Raw genomic sequence first — 15,767 nt, forward strand, 5'->3', positions numbered from 1 at the left:
CCAGAAGCTGCTGGCCGCCGAAGCCTTGAGCCGCAAGCTGGACAAGGATCCGGTGGCCCAGAAGCGGCTGGCCGCGGCGCGCGAGCGCATCCTGGGCGACATGCTGGTGGAAAGCGTGGTGGCCGATGCGGTCAACGACAACGCCATCCGCGGCCTCTACCAGGAGCAATTGAAGCTGGCCAAACAGTCGGAGGAGATCCGCGCCCGCCAGATCGTCGTGGCCAGCGAGGCCGAGGCCGAAGCCGTGCGCAAGCTGCTGGCGACCGGGGCCTCGTTCGACGCCCTGGCCATGGAGCGCTCCACCGACGCGGCCACGCGGTTCAACGGCGGCGATCTCGGCTACTTTACGGTCGACGTCATGCCGGAGGCCTACGCCGCGAACCTGAAGACCTCGAAGGTCGGCGATATCGTCGGCCCATTCGGGATCGAAGGCGGCTGGGCGATCCTGAAGATTGAGGACCGAAGGCTGGAGCAACCGATCAGCTTCGAGGCGGCGCGGCCGCAGATCGTGCGTTTCCTTACCTATGACCGCATCCGCGACCTCCTGGAAAAGCTGCGGGCCAAGGCCAAGGTCGAGCCGCTGATCCGGCCCGAGGCCGGCGCGCCCAAGGCCGTGCCGCCTGCCGACGCCCCCAAGACCGCGCCTGCACCTGTCCCTGCGCCCGTCCCTGCCGCCGCCCAGCCCCAGACGAAGGGAGCCGCCAAATGAGCCGCAAGCCCGCCAAGCCCGCGGCCAAGAAGCCCGCGGCCGCCACGCCTTCGCCGCGCGCGCCGAAGCCCGTCGAGGTGGTGGGGCAGACGATCGAGCGCGCGCTCGACCCGCTCGCCAGCGCCCTGAAGCGGGCCGGCCTGAAGCGCGCCGAGAAGGTCGCACGCGCCTTCGACGACCGCACCGCCCAGCCGGCCGCCGCAGCCAAGGTGGACAAGTCGGCGATGCCGGTATCGCCGCTGGCCGTGCCGTTCCCGCGCATGCGTCCGATCCGCGGCGTGACCATGGCGACCGGGCGGGCCGGCTTCTACAAGCACGACCGCGAGGACCTGCTGGTCATGAGCTTCCCCGAGGGCGCGAGCTGCGCGGGCGTGTTCACCCGCCACGGCGTGGGCTCGGCGCCGGTCGACTGGTGCAAGCGCCACCTGGAAGCCACCAAGGGCGAGGGCGTGAAGGCGCTGGTGGTCAACGCCGGCTGCGCCAACTCCTTCACCGGCCGCCCCGGCGCCGACGCCGTCCGCCGCGTGGCCTCGGCGGTGGGCAAGCGCTTCGACTGCCGCCAGCGTGACGTGATGGTGGCGTCCACCGGCGTCATCGGCGTGCTGCTCGACGACACCAAGATCGCCGCCCGCCTGCCCGAACTGGAAGGCAAGCTCAGCGCCGACGGCTGGGGCGGGGCCGCCCGCGCCATCATGACCACCGACACCTTCCCGAAGGGCGCCTACGCCGAGGCCAAGATCGACGGGGTGACGGTGCGCATCGGCGGCATCGCCAAGGGATCGGGCATGATCGCGCCCGACATGGCCACCATGCTGGCCTTCGTGGTCACCGATGCGGCCATCTCGCCGCGGGCGCTGCAGGCCCTCGTCAGCCTCTACACGCGCAACACCTTCAACGCGGTCACGGTGGACGGGGACCGCTCCACCAACGACACCCTGCTGCTCTTCGCCACCGGCCAGTCGGGCGCGCCCAAAGTGAGCCGGGCCGGCGAGCACCGCCTGGCCGACTTCCGCGACAAGCTGGAGGGTGTGCTGATGGACCTGGCCCACCAGCTCGTCCGCGACGGTGAGGGGGCCACCAAGTTCATCAAGATCACCGTCACCGGCGCTGAGAGCGCCGCGTCCGCCCGCAGGATCGCCCGCTCTGTGGCCGACAGCCCGCTGGTGAAGACCGCCTTCGCCGGCGAGGACGCCAACTGGGGCCGCATCGTCATGGCCGTGGGCAAGGCCGACGAGCCCGTCGACCGCGACAAGATGAGCGTGAAGTTCGGCCCGCACTGGGCGGCCCAGGACGGCCTGATCGCGGCGAGCTACGACGAGGCCAAGATGAGCGCCTACATGAAGAAGCAGGAGCTCGAGGTCACCGTCGACGTGGGCGTCGGCCGCGCCAGCTCCACCGTCTGGACGTGCGATCTCACGAAGCGGTACGTCGAGATCAACGGCGACTACCGCTCTTGATCCTTACATCCCCCGGGAAGCGGTGGGAGGTAAGGTCGCGGTATGAAGATGATCGTCGTCCAGACCACGACGGCCAACGCCGCTGACGCCGAGCGTCTGGCTGAAGCGCTGGTCACCGAACGGCTCGCGGCCTGCGTGCAGATCGACCCCATCCGCAGCCTCTATGTCTGGAAGGGCCAGGTCGAGCGCCAGGAGGAGCGGCGGCTGTCGATCAAGACCCGCGCCGACCTGTTCGAGGCGGTCCGCGCGCGTCTGCGCGACTTGCATTCCTACGACACGCCCGAGGTGATCGCGCTGCCCGTCGAGGCGGCCGATCCCGATTACCTGGCCTGGCTCGCCGAGACGACGGGCGCGCGTTGACAAGCGGCGCCTAAGGGCATGTCGTGATGTCCGGCCCCGTCCACGGGCGGAGACCAGGCAAGCGGGAGCGCCATGATGCGCGCTTGCAGTGGGCTAGGCGTCTGGCGGCCACGCCACCTGCTGGCGATGGTGTGGGTTGCGTTGTGCGCCATAGTTCTGGCCGCCGCCCCTGCTGCCGCCCAGCCCCGCGCAACCGGCCCGGTGATCGTCCTCGAACTCGACGACGCCATCGGTCCGGCCACGACGGAATATGTCGAGAACGGCCTGAAGACCGCCCGCGCCCGCGGCGCGTCGCTGGTGGTGCTGCGGATGGATACGCCCGGCGGCCTGGATTCGGCGACCCGCGACATCGTCTCCGCCCTGCTGGCCTCGCCCGTGCCGGTGGCCACCTACGTCTCGCCGGCCGGCGCGCGGGCGGCGAGCGCGGGGACCTACATCCTCTACGCCAGCCACCTGGCCGCGATGGCTCCGGGCACCCACCTGGGCGCCGCCACGCCCGTGACGATGGGCTCGCCGACGTCGCTGCCGGGCGGCGAGCCGTCGCCCGACGACAAGAAGGACGCCGCCGCCAAGCCTCCCGACGCCATGACGGCCAAGGTCGTCAACGACGCCGCCGCCTACATCGCCTCGCTCGCCGCCCTGCACGGGCGCAACGCCGAGTGGGCGGAGCGGGCGGTCCGCGAGGCGGCGACCCTGACCGCCGAGCAGGCCCACGCCCGGAAGGTGGTCGAGGTCGTGGCGGGCGACCTTCCGTCGCTCCTCGCCCAGGCCGAGGGGCGGACCATCCGCCTCGCCGGCAAGCCGCAGGTGCTGCACGTCGCCGGCGCCGGCGTCGATGTCCTGGAGCCGAACTGGCGCACACGGCTGCTCGCGGCGATCACCAACCCGAACATCGCCTACCTGCTGCTGCTCGTGGGCGTGTACGGACTGCTCTTCGAGTTCATGTCGCCAGGGGCCGTGGCGCCCGGGATCATCGGCGCCCTCGCCCTGCTGACCGCGTTCTTCGCCCTGGACCTCCTGCCGGTGAACTACGCCGGCCTCGCGCTCCTCCTGCTGGGCGTCGGGCTGATGGCGGCCGAGGCGTACAACCCCACGGTCGGGGCGTTCGGCATCGGCGGCGTCGCGGCCTTCGCACTGGGCTCGCTGATGCTGTTCGACACGCCCGCGCCGGGCTTCCGCCTGTCGCCCGGCGTCCTCGTCGCCGCCGTGACGCTGAGCCTCGCCTACTTCGTGCTGGCGCTGGGGACGGCGTTGCGCGCGCGGCGACGCGCCGTGGCCATCGGACCCACCACCCTGCTGGGCGCCGCGGGTTGGGTCGTCAGCTGGTCCGGCGACGGCGGCGTGGTCCGCCTGCAGGGCGAGGACTGGCAGGCGCGCGGCGCCGGGCCGCTTTCGCCGGGACAACGCGTTCGCGTGGCCGACCGCGAAGGCCTCGCACTCATTGTCGAACCGGAGCCCTAGGACCGCCATGCCCTATCTCGACCTCGTCGCCTACCTCGTCGTCGGCCTGCTGGCGCTCTTCATCGTCTTCCAGGCGATCAAGATCCTGCGGGAATACGAGCGCGGGGTGGTCTTCACCCTGGGACGCTTCTCAGGCGTCAGGGGCCCGGGCCTGATCATCCTGATCCCCATCGTCCAGCAGATGGTGAAGGTCAGCCTGCGGACCATCGTCATGGACGTGCCGAGCCAGGACGTGATCTCGCGCGACAACGTCTCGGTGAAGGTCAACGCGGTGATCTATTTCCGGGTCATCGAGGCCGATCGGGCGGTGATCCAGGTCGAGGACTTCGTCAACGCCACCAGCCAGCTCGCCCAGACCACCCTGCGCTCGGTGCTGGGCAAGCACGAGCTGGACGAGATGCTGGCCGAACGGGACAAGCTCAACAGCGACGTCCGCGAGATCCTCGACGCCCAGACCGACGCCTGGGGCATCAAGGTGGCCAATGTCGAGATCAAGCACGTCGACATCGACGAAAGCATGATCCGCGCCATCGCCCGCCAGGCCGAGGCCGAACGCAACCGCCGCGCCAGGATCATCAACGCCGACGGCGAGAAGCAGGCCGCGCGGACGCTGATGGAGGCCGCGAGCGTGCTGGCTAAGGAGCCCACGGCGATCCAGCTCCGTTTCCTGTCGACGCTCTACGACGTGGGGGCCGACAAGAACTCCACGATCATCTTCCCGGTGCCCATCGACCTGCTCTCGACCTGGATGAAGCCGAAGCCCGCACGGACGCCGCGGGCGCGGAGAAGCTAGCCGGCCTGCCAGGGCGGCGTCCGCCGCGGCGGGCTCGCGAGGTGGTGGTCGCTGCGGCTGCGGTCGAAGAGGGGGCTGTAGAACGGGTCGTCGTCCAGCGCCTTGCCCCAGCGGTCGCGCAGCGCCGCAAGCTCGGCGTCGAACCGCGCCTGTTCGGCGGGGGACCGGTCGTCGCCGCGGGTCGCGGACTCGTGGTGGACGAGCTCGGCGTGCGGGGTCCAGACCACGTCGTAGCCGCGGGCCCGCAGCTTCAGGCACAGGTCGACGTCGTTGAACGCCACCGCGAGGCGGTCCGCGTCCAGCCCGCCGACCTCGTCCCAGACGGCCTTGCGGATCGCCAGGCAGGCGGCGGTGACGGCGGTGACGTTCCGCGCGGTCTTCAGGTGCTTGTAGTAGCCGCCGGTGTCGCCCGGCTGGCCGTAGCCCAAGTGGCCCGCCGCGCCACCGACGCCCACCACCACGCCGGCGTGCTGCACGCGGCCGTCAGGGAACAGGAGCCGCGCACCCGCCGCGCCTACGTTGGGCCGCACGGCCTGGGCGACAAGGGCCGACAGCCAGCCGGCGTCGGTCACCTCGATATCGTTGTTGAGCAGCACGAGCACCTCGCCCGTCGCCTCCGCGGCTGCGAGGTTGTTCAGCGCCGAATAGTTGAAAGGCCCCGGCGCAGGCAGGACGCGCACCCGCGGGTCGGTCCGCAGCTGCTCGAACAGCGCCGCGGTCTGCGGCTCGACGCTGCCGTTGTCGACGACGATCAGCTCCAGGGGGCCGTAGTCCGTGCCGCTCAGCACGCCCTCGGCGCACCGCGCCAGCAGGTCGGCGCGGTCGCGGGTCGGCACGATCACCGAGACGCGCGGCTTGGGTTCCGGCGGGGCGCGGCGCACCTCGATCCAGCCCGGCGCGTCGGCCTGGTTCTCCACTTCCACGCGGGTCTGTCCGATCCTCGCCAGGTGCTCGGCCACCGCCCGGCGCGCGGCGTCGGCGCAGCGGTCCATGTAGGCCTGGCTGAAGGTCTCGGGCCCGCCCTCCTGACGCCAGTGGTAGAGCACCCAGGGGATGTGGTGGATGTGCTGCGGCGTCGTCCGCTCGCTGACCCTGAGCGCCAGGTCGAAGTCCTGGCTGCCCTCGAACCCCTCGCGCAGGCCGCCCACGGCCGAGAGGAGGCTGCGGCGATAGACGCCCAGGTGGCTCACATAGTTCTGCGCCAGGATCAGCTCGGGGTTCCAGGCCGCCTTGAAATGCGGCTCGTAGCGGCGGCCGCGCGCGTCGATCTTGTCTTCGTCGGAATAGATCAGGTCGGCGTCGGGGTGGTCCTGCAGCAGGGCCGCCACTTCGTAGAGCGCGCGCTCGGGCAGGATGTCGTCATGGTCCATCAGGGCCACGAACTCGCCGGTCGCCAGCTCGAGCGCCGTGTTGGTCGCCGCACAGATGTTGCCGTTCACCGCGCGGCGCACGACCTTGATCCGCGCGTCGGCCGCCGCGTGCTTCTGGAGCGCCGCCCACACCGCCTCGCCCGGCGAGGCGTCGTCGGCGATGCAGAGTTCCCAGTTCGGATAGAGCTGGGCCTGCACCGAGGCGATGGCCTCGCCGATCAGCTCGGGCGACGCGGTGTAGACCGGCATCACCACCGAGATTCGAGGCTTCTTCGCCATGCGACGCACATGCGCCCGGATGGCCGCCCGGTCGGCGTCGGAGAGGGTGTCGTACCGGGCCACCCACGCCAGGTACTCGCCGTAGCTCAGGGCCGCCGGCTCCAGCACGGAGCGGATGTAGCGCGCACCCCAGCGCGTCTCCGCCATGCGCTCGGCCACCGCGTGGACGAGGCGGTGCGCCAGCGGCACGCGGCGGACGGCCTTCAGGGCGTGGACGGAGAGGGTGCGGAGAAGGGAGGCCATGCGCGTGAGGCCTTGTGGCGCGACGCGGTAGGGGTCGTCTAGTCGCGCAGGTCGCCTCCTCACCCGCAGGCGGGGAGGAGGAGGCGCTCGCGTCTAGCGGTTGCTCCAGACGCCGGTGGAGCCGGAGGACCGGCCGCCGCCGCCGCCGCTGCGGCCCGCGCCGCCACGGCCACGGTTCCCGCCGCGGTTGGGCCCCTTGAAGGCGGGCTTGTCGCCGGCCGGACGCGCAGGCGCGCCCTCGTGGCGGTGACCGGCGTTGCCGCCGCCGCCGTGATTGCGGTTGCGCTTGGGCGCGTGGCTGCCGCGATGCGGCTGCGGCTTGCCCTGCGCAGAACGCTCGGGCTTGCCCGCGTCGGGCATGGCGGCGGTGGCCGCACCCAGGTGGCGGTCGTTGCGGCGGTCGAAGCTGGGGATCCGCTGGCGGGTCACCTTCTCGATGTCCTTGAGCAGGTTCCGCTCGTCGTCGGCGCAGAACGCCACGGCCGAGCCGTCGGCGCCGGCGCGGGCCGTACGGCCGATCCGGTGGACGTAGCTCTCCGGCACGTTGGGCAGCTCGTACTGCACGACGTGGGTGACCGCGTCGATGTCGATGCCGCGCGCGGCGATGTCGGTGGCCACCAGGGCGCGGACGTTGCCGGCCTTGAATTCGGCCAGGGCGCGTTCGCGCTGGCCCTGGCTCTTGTCGCCGTGGATCGAGGCGGCCTCGACGCCGGCCTGCTCCAGCCCGCGGGCGACGCGGTCCGCGCCGCGCTTGGTGCGGGTGAAGACGATGACGCGCTTGAAGCTGCCGTCATCGAACAGCTCGGCCAGCAGGGCGCGCTTGCGCTGCTGTTCCACGAACACGACGCGCTGGTTGACGCGGTCCACCGTGGTGGCCTGCGGGGTCACGGAGACCTTCAGCGGGTTGGGGTTCAGGATCTCGGCCGACAGCTTCTCGATCTCGCTCGGCATGGTGGCCGAGAAGAAGAGGTTCTGGCGGACCCGAGGGACGAACTTGATGATCTTCCGGATCGGGACGATGAAGCCCATGTCCAGCATCTGGTCGGCTTCGTCGAGCACGAGGATCTCGACGCCCTCGAGGGTCATTGACTTCTCGCCCAGGTGATCGAGCAGGCGGCCGGGCGTGGCGACGAGGATATCGACGCCGGGCGCCATGGCGCGCATCTGCCCGCCGTACTTCACGCCGCCGAAGATCACGGCGACCGAGACGCCCATGTGCTTGCCATAGGTCTTGAAGCTCTCGCCGATCTGGGTCGCCAGCTCGCGGGTCGGGGCCAGCACCAGCACCCGGGCGCTGCGGCGCGGGGCGGGCTTCCGGTTCTCGGCCAGGCGGTGGAGGATCGGCAGGGCGAAGGCGGCGGTCTTGCCGGTGCCCGTCTGGGCGATGCCCAGCAGGTCCTTGCCGGACATGACGCCGGGGATGGCCTGCGCCTGGATCGGCGTCGGCGTGGCGTAGCCCTCGTCGGCCAGCGCCTTGAGCAGCGGCTTGGCCAGGCCAAGGTCAGTGAATTGGGTCAAACGAATAACTTTCGCGTATGCGCCAAGCGCGCCCTCATCGGAACGGTCCGGGGGCGCGGGTAGCGCGGGGTCTTTGGGGAGCGCCCCGCGTGATGGGCGATCTATGAGATGGTTCTCACTGCGCTCGACAGGCTGGGTCCTCGAAAAGACCCCACGCGGCTGGAGCGTCGCTAGCGCCCAAGAGGAGCGCAGGGGGCACATCGGGGTTCTGGGACGTAAAGTCAACCCACGCGACAGGAATAGCCGTGGCAGTTGCCTTTTGGTCGCAGGCCGTCAAAACACCCACGCCATGACGAAACGCACGGTTCTGGTCGCTGCGGCGGCCCTCGTGGACGTGGACGGCCGCGTGCTGATCTGCCAGCGGCCCGAGGGCAAGCAACTCGCCGGCCTGTGGGAGTTTCCGGGCGGCAAGGTCGAGGCCGGCGAGACGCCCGAGGCCTGCCTGATCCGCGAGCTGGAGGAGGAGCTGGGGATCAAGGTGAGCCACGCCTGCCTGGCGCCCTTCGTGTTCGCGAGCCACGAGTACGAGAGCTTCCATTTGCTGATGCCGCTCTACCTCGTTCGCCGCTGGGAGGGGACCGTGCGTGCGGTCGAGCACAAGGCGCTGGCCTGGGTGAAGCCCAAGGACATGGACCGCTATCCGATGCCGCCGGCCGACCCACCGCTGGTGGCGTGGCTCCGAGACCTGCTCTGATGCGCCAGGCGGCCCAGATGCTGACCATCCAGACGACCGGGCCGGGCCTCTTCGAGATTACCCGCGAGGTCGCCGCCTGGACGGGCGGGCAGGGGATGACCACCGGCCTCTTGACCCTCTTCTGCCGCCACACCTCGGCCTCGCTGACGATCCAGGAGAACGCCGACCCCGACGTCCGCCGCGATATCGAGGACTGGGTGGCCCAGGTCGCGCCGGAGAGCGCGGCGTATCGCCACCAGGACGAAGGCCCCGACGACATGCCGGCCCACCTGCGCAGTGTGCTCACGGGCGTGCAGCTCTCGGTTCCGCTCATCGGCGGGCGGCTGGCGTTGGGGACGTGGCAGGGGATCTACCTGTTCGAGCACCGCCGCAGCCCCCACCGGCGCGAGGTGGCGTTGCACCTGCTGGGAGAATGACCATGCGCTGGGCCGTTCTCGCCGCCGTGCTCGCAGCCAGTCCCGCCCAGGCCGCCTGGAAGGCCGTCGACCTTGGGACCGACGTCACCTTGCGCGCCGTCGCCGTCGTGGATGGACAGCGCTTCCACGTCTCCGGTGCGAAGGGGACCCACGCCGTCACCGAGGACGGCGGCAAGACCTGGCGCAACGCCGTCCCGCCCGACGGCGCGGCCCTCGACTTCCGCGGCGTGGTGGCGCTGGACGCGCGCACGGCCATCCTGATGAGCGCCGGCGACGGCCCCGCCGGCCAGGCGCGCCTCTACCGGACCGACGATGCCGGCCGCACGTGGACGCTGGCTTTCGAGACCCGGCTGCCGGGGAGCTTCCTCGACACGGTGGCCTTCCGCGGCGCCCGGACCGGCTTCGTGCTGGGCGACCCCATCGACGGCCACTGGTTCGTGCTCAAGACCAAAGACGCCGGCCGTAACTGGACCCGGCTCGCGGGCCCGCCGGTCGGGAAGGGCGAGGCCGCGTTCGCCGCCAGCAACTCCGCGCTGTTCCTCGGGCCAGGCCGCGACGTCTGGCTCGTCTCGGGCGGTCTCGCGCAGGGCCGCGTCGCCCGCTCGCGCGATGACGGGAAGACCTGGACGGTCGCCGACACGCCGATCGCCGCCGACGCCACCTCGGGCCTGTTCGGCGGCCTTGCGCTGGACGCCCGCCGGGCGGTGGTGGTCGGCGGCGACTACAAGGACGAGCTCCGCGCCGGCCCAAACCTCGCCCTCACCGACGGCCGCGCGGCCTGGACGCCGCCCAACGAGGGGACGCCGCGCCTGCTCGAAGGCGTGGGCCGACTGGACGCCAGGACCCTCATCGCCGTTGGCCCGCGCGGCACGTCCCTCAGCACCGACAACGGTCAGACCTGGCGCCAAGTCGACGACCAGGCCTTCCACGCCATCGCCTGCCGCCGCGGGTTCTGCGTCGCGGCCGGCGCGAAGGGGCATGTGGGGGTGTGGGCGCCCTGATCCGCACGGATGGCGCGTGGGCGCTAACGTCGCACGCGTAACACAGGTTTGCGTAATGACGCCCCGAGGTTTGTGTAGTTTGATCAGGGCGTTGGCTGGGACGCCGGGACGTGAAGAACGTAAAGCCGACCCTGAATACCGATGCCCGCCTTGCAGCCGTGCTGAACAGTATCGGCGACGTCTACTACGTCATCGACCGCAACTATCGCCTGACCATGTTCAACGACGCCGCGGTCGCGTTTTTCGGTCGTCCGCGCGAGGAGGTCGAGGGCGCGGTGCTGTGGGAGCTCTTTCCCCAGTTCGTCGACTCGCCGTTCGCCAAGCTGGTCCGGCGGGCCATGGAAGAAGGCGTGCCCGGGCGGATCACGGCACGCTCGCGCATCCGCCCCGACCGCGTCGTCGACTTCCGCGCGGCCACCCTGGGCGACGGAGCCGTTGGCGTGTCCCTCGTCGACGTCACCGAGCGCGTCACGGCCGAGCAGGCCATGCAGGAGAGCCGCGAGCGGCTGGACCTCGCCGTCGGCGCCCACAGCATCGGCATCTTCGACTGGCACCTGCCGTCGGGCCGCATCGTCTGGAGCCCCAAGCTCGAGGAGATCTACGGCCTCGACCCGCGCACCTTCGAGGGCACGGCTGAGGCCTTCCAGAGCCGGGTGCTGCCCGAGGACTTCCACCGCGCCCAGGGCGAGACCGAGGCCGCGCTCGCCGCCGGAGAGGACCTGATCCACTTCGATTTCCGCATCCGCCGCGCCGACGGCGCTGTGCGCTGGATCGAAGGCGCGGCCCGCGTCGTCTACGGCGCCGACGGCGCCCCCGAGCGGTTCGTCGGCACCAATGTCGACGTCACCGAACGGGTCGAGGCCCAGGAGGCCATCCGGCTCGGGCGGGAGCGCCTGGACCTCGCGGTGGGCGCCCACGCCATCGGCATCTTCGACTGGGACCTGGTCTCGGGCGCCACCACCTGGACCGGCGAGATGGAGGAGATCTTCGGCCTGGCGCGGGGGACGTTCGAGGGCCACACCAATCACTTCCGCCGCCGCGTGCTGCCCGAGGACCTGCCGCGCATCGACGCCGAGACGGCCGCGGCCATCGCCGCCGGCCGCGACCGGCTGTTCTACGCGTTCCGCATCATCCGCGACGACGGCGAGGTCCGTTGGATCGAGGGCGCCTCGCGCCTGGTCCGCGACGCCGAGGGCAGGGCGGTGCGAATCGTCGGCACCAACGTGGACGTCACCGAGCGCAAGCTGGCCGAGGAGCACCAGCGTTTGCTCGTCAACGAGCTGAATCACCGGGTGAAGAACACCTTGGCCATCGTCCAGGCGATCGCCTGGCAGTCGTTCCGCACGGGCGGCATGGCGCTCTCAGCGCGCGAGACCTTCGAGGGCAGGATCGCCGCGCTGGCCGCCGCGCACGACGTGCTCACCCAGGCGAACTGGGCGGCGGGCTCCATCGCCCAGATGGTGGCCGGCGCCGTGGCGCCGCACGACCCCGGCGACGGCCGCGTCACGGCCCGGGGGCCGGACGTGAACCTCGAACCCAAGACCGCCGTCGCCCTGGCGATGGCCATGCATGAGCTCGCCACCAATGCGGTGAAGCACGGCGCGCTGTCGATGCCCACCGGCCGCGTGGACGTGAGCTGGAGCACTGAGGCGAAGCGCCTGCGGCTCACCTGGCGCGAGAGCGGCGGCCCGCCGCTGGAGGGTCCGGTTCAGCGCGGATTCGGCGCGCGCCTCCTCGAGCGCGGCCTGGCCGAGGAGCTGCACGGCGACGTCAGCCTGGAGTTCCTGCCGACCGGCGTCCTCTGCACGGTGGACGCTCCGCTCGACGCCTAGTCGAGCGCTGCCCGCCGGGTCCGCGCCGGCTTCGTCGCCTCCACCACGCACTGGCCGGGGTCGCTCATGGCGTGGACGCCCAGGCAGTAAATGTCCTCGTAGTGGGTCCCCGACGCCGCCAGGCACTGGTGGTAGTTGAGCTTGGCCGAGCGCAGGCACTGGCCGGCGTTGCGCTCGCTCATCAGTCCGCGCGCCGCGCTGTCCTGGCCCAGCACCGTCAGCGCCGCCACCGCGACGCCGCGGGCGATCACCGGACTGGTTCCGCCGCGCCGCCCGCCCTCGGCGATCGCCGCGGTCAGGCGCGCCCGGTCGGCCGCCTCGGCGCGGTAGCCCGCCGCCTGCTTCACCGCCGCCAGCCGCTGGGGGGCGTTCGGGACCCGCGCGCGAGACCAGGGCTGGTGCTGGATGGAGTAGGAGGTCTTCTTCACCCGCGCCCCGGCGCTGGCCAGCGCCTCGCCCCGCCGCGCGAGCGCCGCGTTGGCTCGCGCCGCCGCCGCCGGTCCGCCCGGCAGGTTGAGCGCCGCGTCCGGATCGGACGCCAGCCGCCGGCCCAGATCGCGGCCGCCGGCCCGCACGGTCTGCACGAACCGCGGCTCCTGCATGGCGGCCATGGCGGCGTAGGCGATCATCGCCGCCTCAAGCTGGCGCGGCTCGTAGCCGGCCGCTGTGCGCAGCTGCTCGCTGATCTCGGCCGGGTTCGCGAAGCTGGGGTCGATGCCCGCTGCGCGCCGGGTGAAGGCCTCGAACGCGGCCGCCTGTCCGGCGAGGCCCACGTCGAACACGGCGGAAGCCCCGCCGCCGCTGTCGGCGCGGGGCGTTGGTTTTGGTGTGCTCGTGGCGCAGCCGGCGAGCGTAGCGGCGATCATCGCGGCAGCGAGGCCGCGGGCAGTCCTTGGGCGCATGTCAGTAACCCCCTGACGAATCCGCCCCCCATCACGCGAGCTTAGCCGGAAGGCTGCGACACGTGCCGTGACCGACTGTCACACCGCAGGGTTATCAAAGGCTTATGGCTCAGCTTTAACGGGCGCCCAGCCGGTCAGGGTGATGATCTCGAACGTCGCCGCGATGCGCCCGTCGGCGGTTCCGAAGCGCTCGAAGTAGATTTCGGCGGTCCGGTTCAGCAGCGTGCGGGTGAGTTTCTTCGGGTGGCGGTCGGCCAGCACGCTTGTCTCGCCCATCTGGCGCAGGTCGAAGATCAGCTTCAGCGGGTGTTCGTAGCTGGCTGTCAGCCGGTCGACGTCGGTCACCGGCTGGACGAAGCCGGCCCGTGAGAGGAGCCCGGCGGCGTCCCGCACGTCGGCGAAGGGCGAGACGCGGCTGCCGGCGCCCCCCAGGATCTCGCTCTCGGCGGCCACCAGCGACTGGCGCAGCTCGGTCAGCGTCGTGCCGCCCAAGAACGCCCCGATGAAGAGGCCGTCGGGCTTCAGGGCGCGGCGCGCCTGGATCAGCGCGCCCACCACGTCGTTGGTCCAGTGCAGCCCCAGGGTGGAGACGATCAGGTCCAGGCTGCCCGCGGCGAACGGCAGCCGCTCGTCGTCGGCCACGAGCCGCAGGGCCCGGCGGCCGGCCAGCATCCGGGGCGAGAGATCGGCCTCGATCAGCGTCCCCACCTTGCCCGGCGCCTCTTCCGCCAGCGCCTCGGCGAACGCCCCACCGCGGGCCGAGAGGTCGACGGCTACGCTGAAGGTGCGCATGATGGGCGCCAGGCGCTCGGCGATGTCGAAGGCCGCGCGCCGGTGCAGGAAGTCCGCGCCCGCGTAGCCGCCCGCCGCCCGATCCAGGCGCTTGCGGTGCAGGCCGCGGTCGAAGAGCTTTGGGGGCGCGTGATTGGGAGGGGCGGGCATTGAGCGCGGATGAAGCGGATTTCGTCGCGCGATGGAAGCCGAAAGCCCAGGCGGCGGTCCGCACCGCGCTGGACCTGCTGTTCCCGCCGCAGGCGCTGGACGGCGGCCCGCGGCCGATGGCGAACGGGTTCTCGGCCGAGGCCTGGAGCCGCATTCGCTTCCTCGACGGCCCGGTGTGCGACGGCTGCGGCATCCCCTTCGAGTTCGATCCTGGCGCCCGCTGCGCCGCGTGCCTGGCCAAGCCGCGGGCCTTCGACGCCGCGCGCGCCGCCTGCCTCTACGACGAGACCTCGCGCGACCCGATCCTGCAGCTGAAGCATGCCGACCGCGTCGACCTGGCCCCCATGCTGGCCCGCTGGCTCAGCCGCGCCGCCCGCGAGCTGATCGAGGAGGCCGACGCCATCGCGCCGGTCCCGCTGCACCCGCTCCGCCTGCTCCATCGCCGCTACAACCAGGCCGCCGAGATCGCCCGCCCGCTCGCGCTGCTGACGGGGACGCCCTATGTGGCCGACGCGCTGGTCCGCCGGCGCGCGACCGCCAGCCAGGCCGGCAAGTCGGGGTCGGGCCGCCGGCGCAACGTGGCCGCCGCCTTCGAGGTGCCGGCCGCGCGGCGGAAACGGGTCGAGGGCCTGCGCATTCTACTGGTCGACGATGTGCTGACCACCGGCGCGACGGCCGAGGGGTGCGCCCGCGCGCTCAAGGCGGCCGGCGCGGCCCGCGTCGATTTGGCCGTCGTCGCCCGGGTGCAAGCCGCTCCGGGACTCGCCATATGATCCTTTAACCGAGACCGTGTTATTCGAAAGGCGCAATGAGTCAGGTCACCATCTACACCAAGCCCTACTGCCCCTACTGCGTGCGGGCGGTGGATCTCCTGGAACGGAAAGGCGTCGCCTTCACCGAGATCGAGGCTGCGTTCGATCCCGAGAAGCGCCAGGAGATGATGCGGCGCTCGGGCCGCGCGACCTTCCCGCAGATCTTCGTCGGCGAGCGCCACATCGGCGGCTGCGACGACATGATGGCGCTGGAGCGCGAGGGAAAGCTCGACCCGCTGCTGCAGCAGGCGGCCTAGCGAACCTCGATCCTCACGAACCTCAGCACTCCGGCCCACACTTCCCCACCCTGGCCGCTGGCGCGGCCTGTCCCTCCCCATTAAGGGGAGGGATGATGAAGGTCGGCCTCATCCAGACCCGCACGCCTGCGACCCACGCCGCCGCGCTCGCCCACGTCCTGCCGCTGGTGAAGGACGCCGCCGCCCAGGGCGCGCGGCTGGTGCTCACACCCGAAGGCACGAATATCCTGCAGAAGGACCGCGAGCAGCTCCTGCCGCAGCTGACCGCGCTGGCCGACGACCCCGTCGTGAACGGCCTGCGCGACGCCGCCCGCGAGCTTTCCGTCTGGATCGACGTCGGCTCGGCACTCGTTCGCCGCGAAGATGGCAAGGCCGCCAACCGCCAGGTGCTGATCCGTCCGGACGGGACCATCGCGGCCACCTACGACAAGCTGCACATGTTCGACGTCGACCTGCCCACGGGCGAGACTGCCCGCGAGAGCGCCACCTACGAGCCCGGCGACCGCGCCGTGACGGCCGACGTCGACGGCCTGAGGCTCGGCCTCACCATCTGCTACGACCTGCGCTTTCCGGCCCTCTACCGTGCGCTGGCGCTGGCCGGCGCCGAGGCCTTCACCATCCCGGCCGCCTTCACCCGACCGACCGGCGAGGCCCATTGGGAGGTGCTGATGCGCGCCCGCGCCATCGAGACGGGCTCCTACGTCCTGGCCGCCGCCCAGGG

Annotated in this window: 16 protein-coding genes; 12 read left to right on the top strand and 4 right to left on the bottom strand. The window is 71.6% G+C overall.

Annotated elements, in window-relative coordinates:
• The 5 genes from VGD44_RS15360 to VGD44_RS15380 form a co-directional block, all read left to right on the top strand.
• A partial coding sequence (locus VGD44_RS15360; RefSeq protein ID WP_331088599.1) for a peptidylprolyl isomerase occupies nucleotides 1-709 on the top strand: 709 nt, incomplete at its 5' end.
• On the top strand, nucleotides 706-2,166 hold the full coding sequence (argJ, locus tag VGD44_RS15365) for a bifunctional glutamate N-acetyltransferase/amino-acid acetyltransferase ArgJ (RefSeq protein ID WP_331088600.1): 1,461 nt from the start codon (nucleotides 706-708) through the stop codon (nucleotides 2,164-2,166). The genes VGD44_RS15360 and argJ, both read left to right, overlap by 4 nt.
• A gap of 42 nt (nucleotides 2,167-2,208) precedes the next feature.
• Nucleotides 2,209-2,526, top strand: coding sequence for a divalent-cation tolerance protein CutA (cutA, locus tag VGD44_RS15370; protein WP_331088602.1), 318 nt, complete (start codon nucleotides 2,209-2,211; stop codon nucleotides 2,524-2,526).
• Nucleotides 2,527-2,601: 75 nt separating this feature from the next.
• A complete protein-coding gene (locus tag VGD44_RS15375) occupies nucleotides 2,602-3,987 on the top strand; it encodes a nodulation protein NfeD (RefSeq protein ID WP_331088604.1) in 1,386 nt (461 codons plus the stop codon).
• Between the two features lie 7 nt (nucleotides 3,988-3,994).
• Nucleotides 3,995-4,780 (top strand): slipin family protein, encoded by a 786-nt coding sequence (locus tag VGD44_RS15380; protein ID WP_331088606.1) that lies wholly within the window; start codon nucleotides 3,995-3,997, stop codon nucleotides 4,778-4,780.
• Here VGD44_RS15380 and VGD44_RS15385 read toward each other — a convergent pair.
• Both VGD44_RS15385 and VGD44_RS15390 read right to left on the bottom strand, forming a co-directional pair.
• Nucleotides 4,777-6,672 carry a glycosyltransferase family 2 protein gene (locus VGD44_RS15385; RefSeq protein ID WP_331088607.1) on the bottom strand — a complete coding sequence of 632 codons (1,896 nt, stop codon included), beginning with the start codon at nucleotides 6,670-6,672 and terminating at the stop codon, nucleotides 4,777-4,779. The two genes, VGD44_RS15380 and VGD44_RS15385, sit on opposite strands and share 4 nt — an antisense overlap.
• Nucleotides 6,673-6,765: 93 nt before the next feature.
• Nucleotides 6,766-8,190 carry a DEAD/DEAH box helicase gene (locus tag VGD44_RS15390; protein ID WP_331088609.1) on the bottom strand — a complete coding sequence of 475 codons (1,425 nt, stop codon included), beginning with the start codon at nucleotides 8,188-8,190 and terminating at the stop codon, nucleotides 6,766-6,768.
• Between the two features lie 289 nt (nucleotides 8,191-8,479).
• Between VGD44_RS15390 and mutT the strand changes: the two genes are divergently transcribed.
• The 4 genes from mutT (at nucleotide 8,480) to VGD44_RS15410 (ending at nucleotide 12,133) form a co-directional block, all read left to right on the top strand.
• Nucleotides 8,480-8,884 carry an 8-oxo-dGTP diphosphatase MutT gene (mutT, locus tag VGD44_RS15395; protein ID WP_331088611.1) on the top strand — a complete coding sequence of 135 codons (405 nt, stop codon included), beginning with the start codon at nucleotides 8,480-8,482 and terminating at the stop codon, nucleotides 8,882-8,884.
• Nucleotides 8,884-9,300, top strand: coding sequence for a secondary thiamine-phosphate synthase enzyme YjbQ (locus VGD44_RS15400; protein ID WP_331088613.1), 417 nt, complete (start codon nucleotides 8,884-8,886; stop codon nucleotides 9,298-9,300). The genes mutT and VGD44_RS15400 overlap by 1 nt, the downstream gene beginning before the upstream one ends.
• Before the next feature lie 2 nt (nucleotides 9,301-9,302).
• Nucleotides 9,303-10,301 carry a WD40/YVTN/BNR-like repeat-containing protein gene (locus VGD44_RS15405; RefSeq protein ID WP_331088615.1) on the top strand — a complete coding sequence of 333 codons (999 nt, stop codon included), beginning with the start codon at nucleotides 9,303-9,305 and terminating at the stop codon, nucleotides 10,299-10,301.
• A gap of 110 nt (nucleotides 10,302-10,411) precedes the next feature.
• The gene (locus VGD44_RS15410; RefSeq protein WP_331088617.1) at nucleotides 10,412-12,133 is read left to right on the top strand and encodes a sensor histidine kinase; all 1,722 of its coding nucleotides are present in this window, start codon (nucleotides 10,412-10,414) and stop codon (nucleotides 12,131-12,133) included.
• Here the strand turns inward: VGD44_RS15410 and VGD44_RS15415 are convergent.
• Nucleotides 12,130-13,035: a hypothetical protein gene (locus VGD44_RS15415; protein WP_331088619.1), complete on the bottom strand. Its 906-nt coding sequence runs from the start codon at nucleotides 13,033-13,035 to the stop codon at nucleotides 12,130-12,132. The genes VGD44_RS15410 and VGD44_RS15415 overlap by 4 nt on opposite strands.
• Nucleotides 13,036-13,137: 102 nt before the next feature.
• Nucleotides 13,138-13,977 (bottom strand): methyltransferase domain-containing protein, encoded by an 840-nt coding sequence (locus VGD44_RS15420; protein ID WP_331088621.1) that lies wholly within the window; start codon nucleotides 13,975-13,977, stop codon nucleotides 13,138-13,140.
• On the opposite strand from VGD44_RS15420, the gene VGD44_RS15425 reads away from it, so the two are divergent.
• The 3 genes from VGD44_RS15425 to VGD44_RS15435 all read left to right on the top strand — a co-directional run.
• Entirely contained in the window at nucleotides 13,977-14,750 is a 774-nt protein-coding gene (locus tag VGD44_RS15425; protein ID WP_331088623.1) for a ComF family protein, read from the top strand. The two genes, VGD44_RS15420 and VGD44_RS15425, sit on opposite strands and share 1 nt — an antisense overlap.
• Before the next feature lie 35 nt (nucleotides 14,751-14,785).
• A complete protein-coding gene (gene grxC / locus VGD44_RS15430; protein ID WP_331088625.1) occupies nucleotides 14,786-15,046 on the top strand; it encodes a glutaredoxin 3 in 261 nt (86 codons plus the stop codon).
• A gap of 95 nt (nucleotides 15,047-15,141) precedes the next feature.
• On the top strand, nucleotides 15,142-15,767 hold a 626-nt coding region (locus VGD44_RS15435), incomplete at its 3' end, for a nitrilase-related carbon-nitrogen hydrolase (protein WP_331088627.1).

Source organism: Phenylobacterium sp. (assembly GCF_036402295.1).
In the GTDB taxonomy this organism is placed as follows: domain Bacteria; phylum Pseudomonadota; class Alphaproteobacteria; order Caulobacterales; family Caulobacteraceae; genus Phenylobacterium.

Coding starts and splice junctions, on each gene's coding strand:
- VGD44_RS15380 (WP_331088606.1), top strand. CDS start 3,995: ATGCCCTATCTCGACCTCGTCGCCTACCTCGTCGTCGGCCTGCTGGCG.
- argJ (WP_331088600.1), top strand. CDS start 706: ATGAGCCGCAAGCCCGCCAAGCCCGCGGCCAAGAAGCCCGCGGCCGCC.
- VGD44_RS15415 (WP_331088619.1), bottom strand. CDS start 13,035: ATGCGCCCAAGGACTGCCCGCGGCCTCGCTGCCGCGATGATCGCCGCT.
- VGD44_RS15375 (WP_331088604.1), top strand. CDS start 2,602: ATGCGCGCTTGCAGTGGGCTAGGCGTCTGGCGGCCACGCCACCTGCTG.
- grxC (WP_331088625.1), top strand. CDS start 14,786: ATGAGTCAGGTCACCATCTACACCAAGCCCTACTGCCCCTACTGCGTG.
- VGD44_RS15405 (WP_331088615.1), top strand. CDS start 9,303: ATGCGCTGGGCCGTTCTCGCCGCCGTGCTCGCAGCCAGTCCCGCCCAG.
- mutT (WP_331088611.1), top strand. CDS start 8,480: ATGACGAAACGCACGGTTCTGGTCGCTGCGGCGGCCCTCGTGGACGTG.
- VGD44_RS15400 (WP_331088613.1), top strand. CDS start 8,884: ATGCGCCAGGCGGCCCAGATGCTGACCATCCAGACGACCGGGCCGGGC.
- VGD44_RS15420 (WP_331088621.1), bottom strand. CDS start 13,977: ATGCCCGCCCCTCCCAATCACGCGCCCCCAAAGCTCTTCGACCGCGGC.
- cutA (WP_331088602.1), top strand. CDS start 2,209: ATGAAGATGATCGTCGTCCAGACCACGACGGCCAACGCCGCTGACGCC.
- VGD44_RS15385 (WP_331088607.1), bottom strand. CDS start 6,672: ATGGCCTCCCTTCTCCGCACCCTCTCCGTCCACGCCCTGAAGGCCGTC.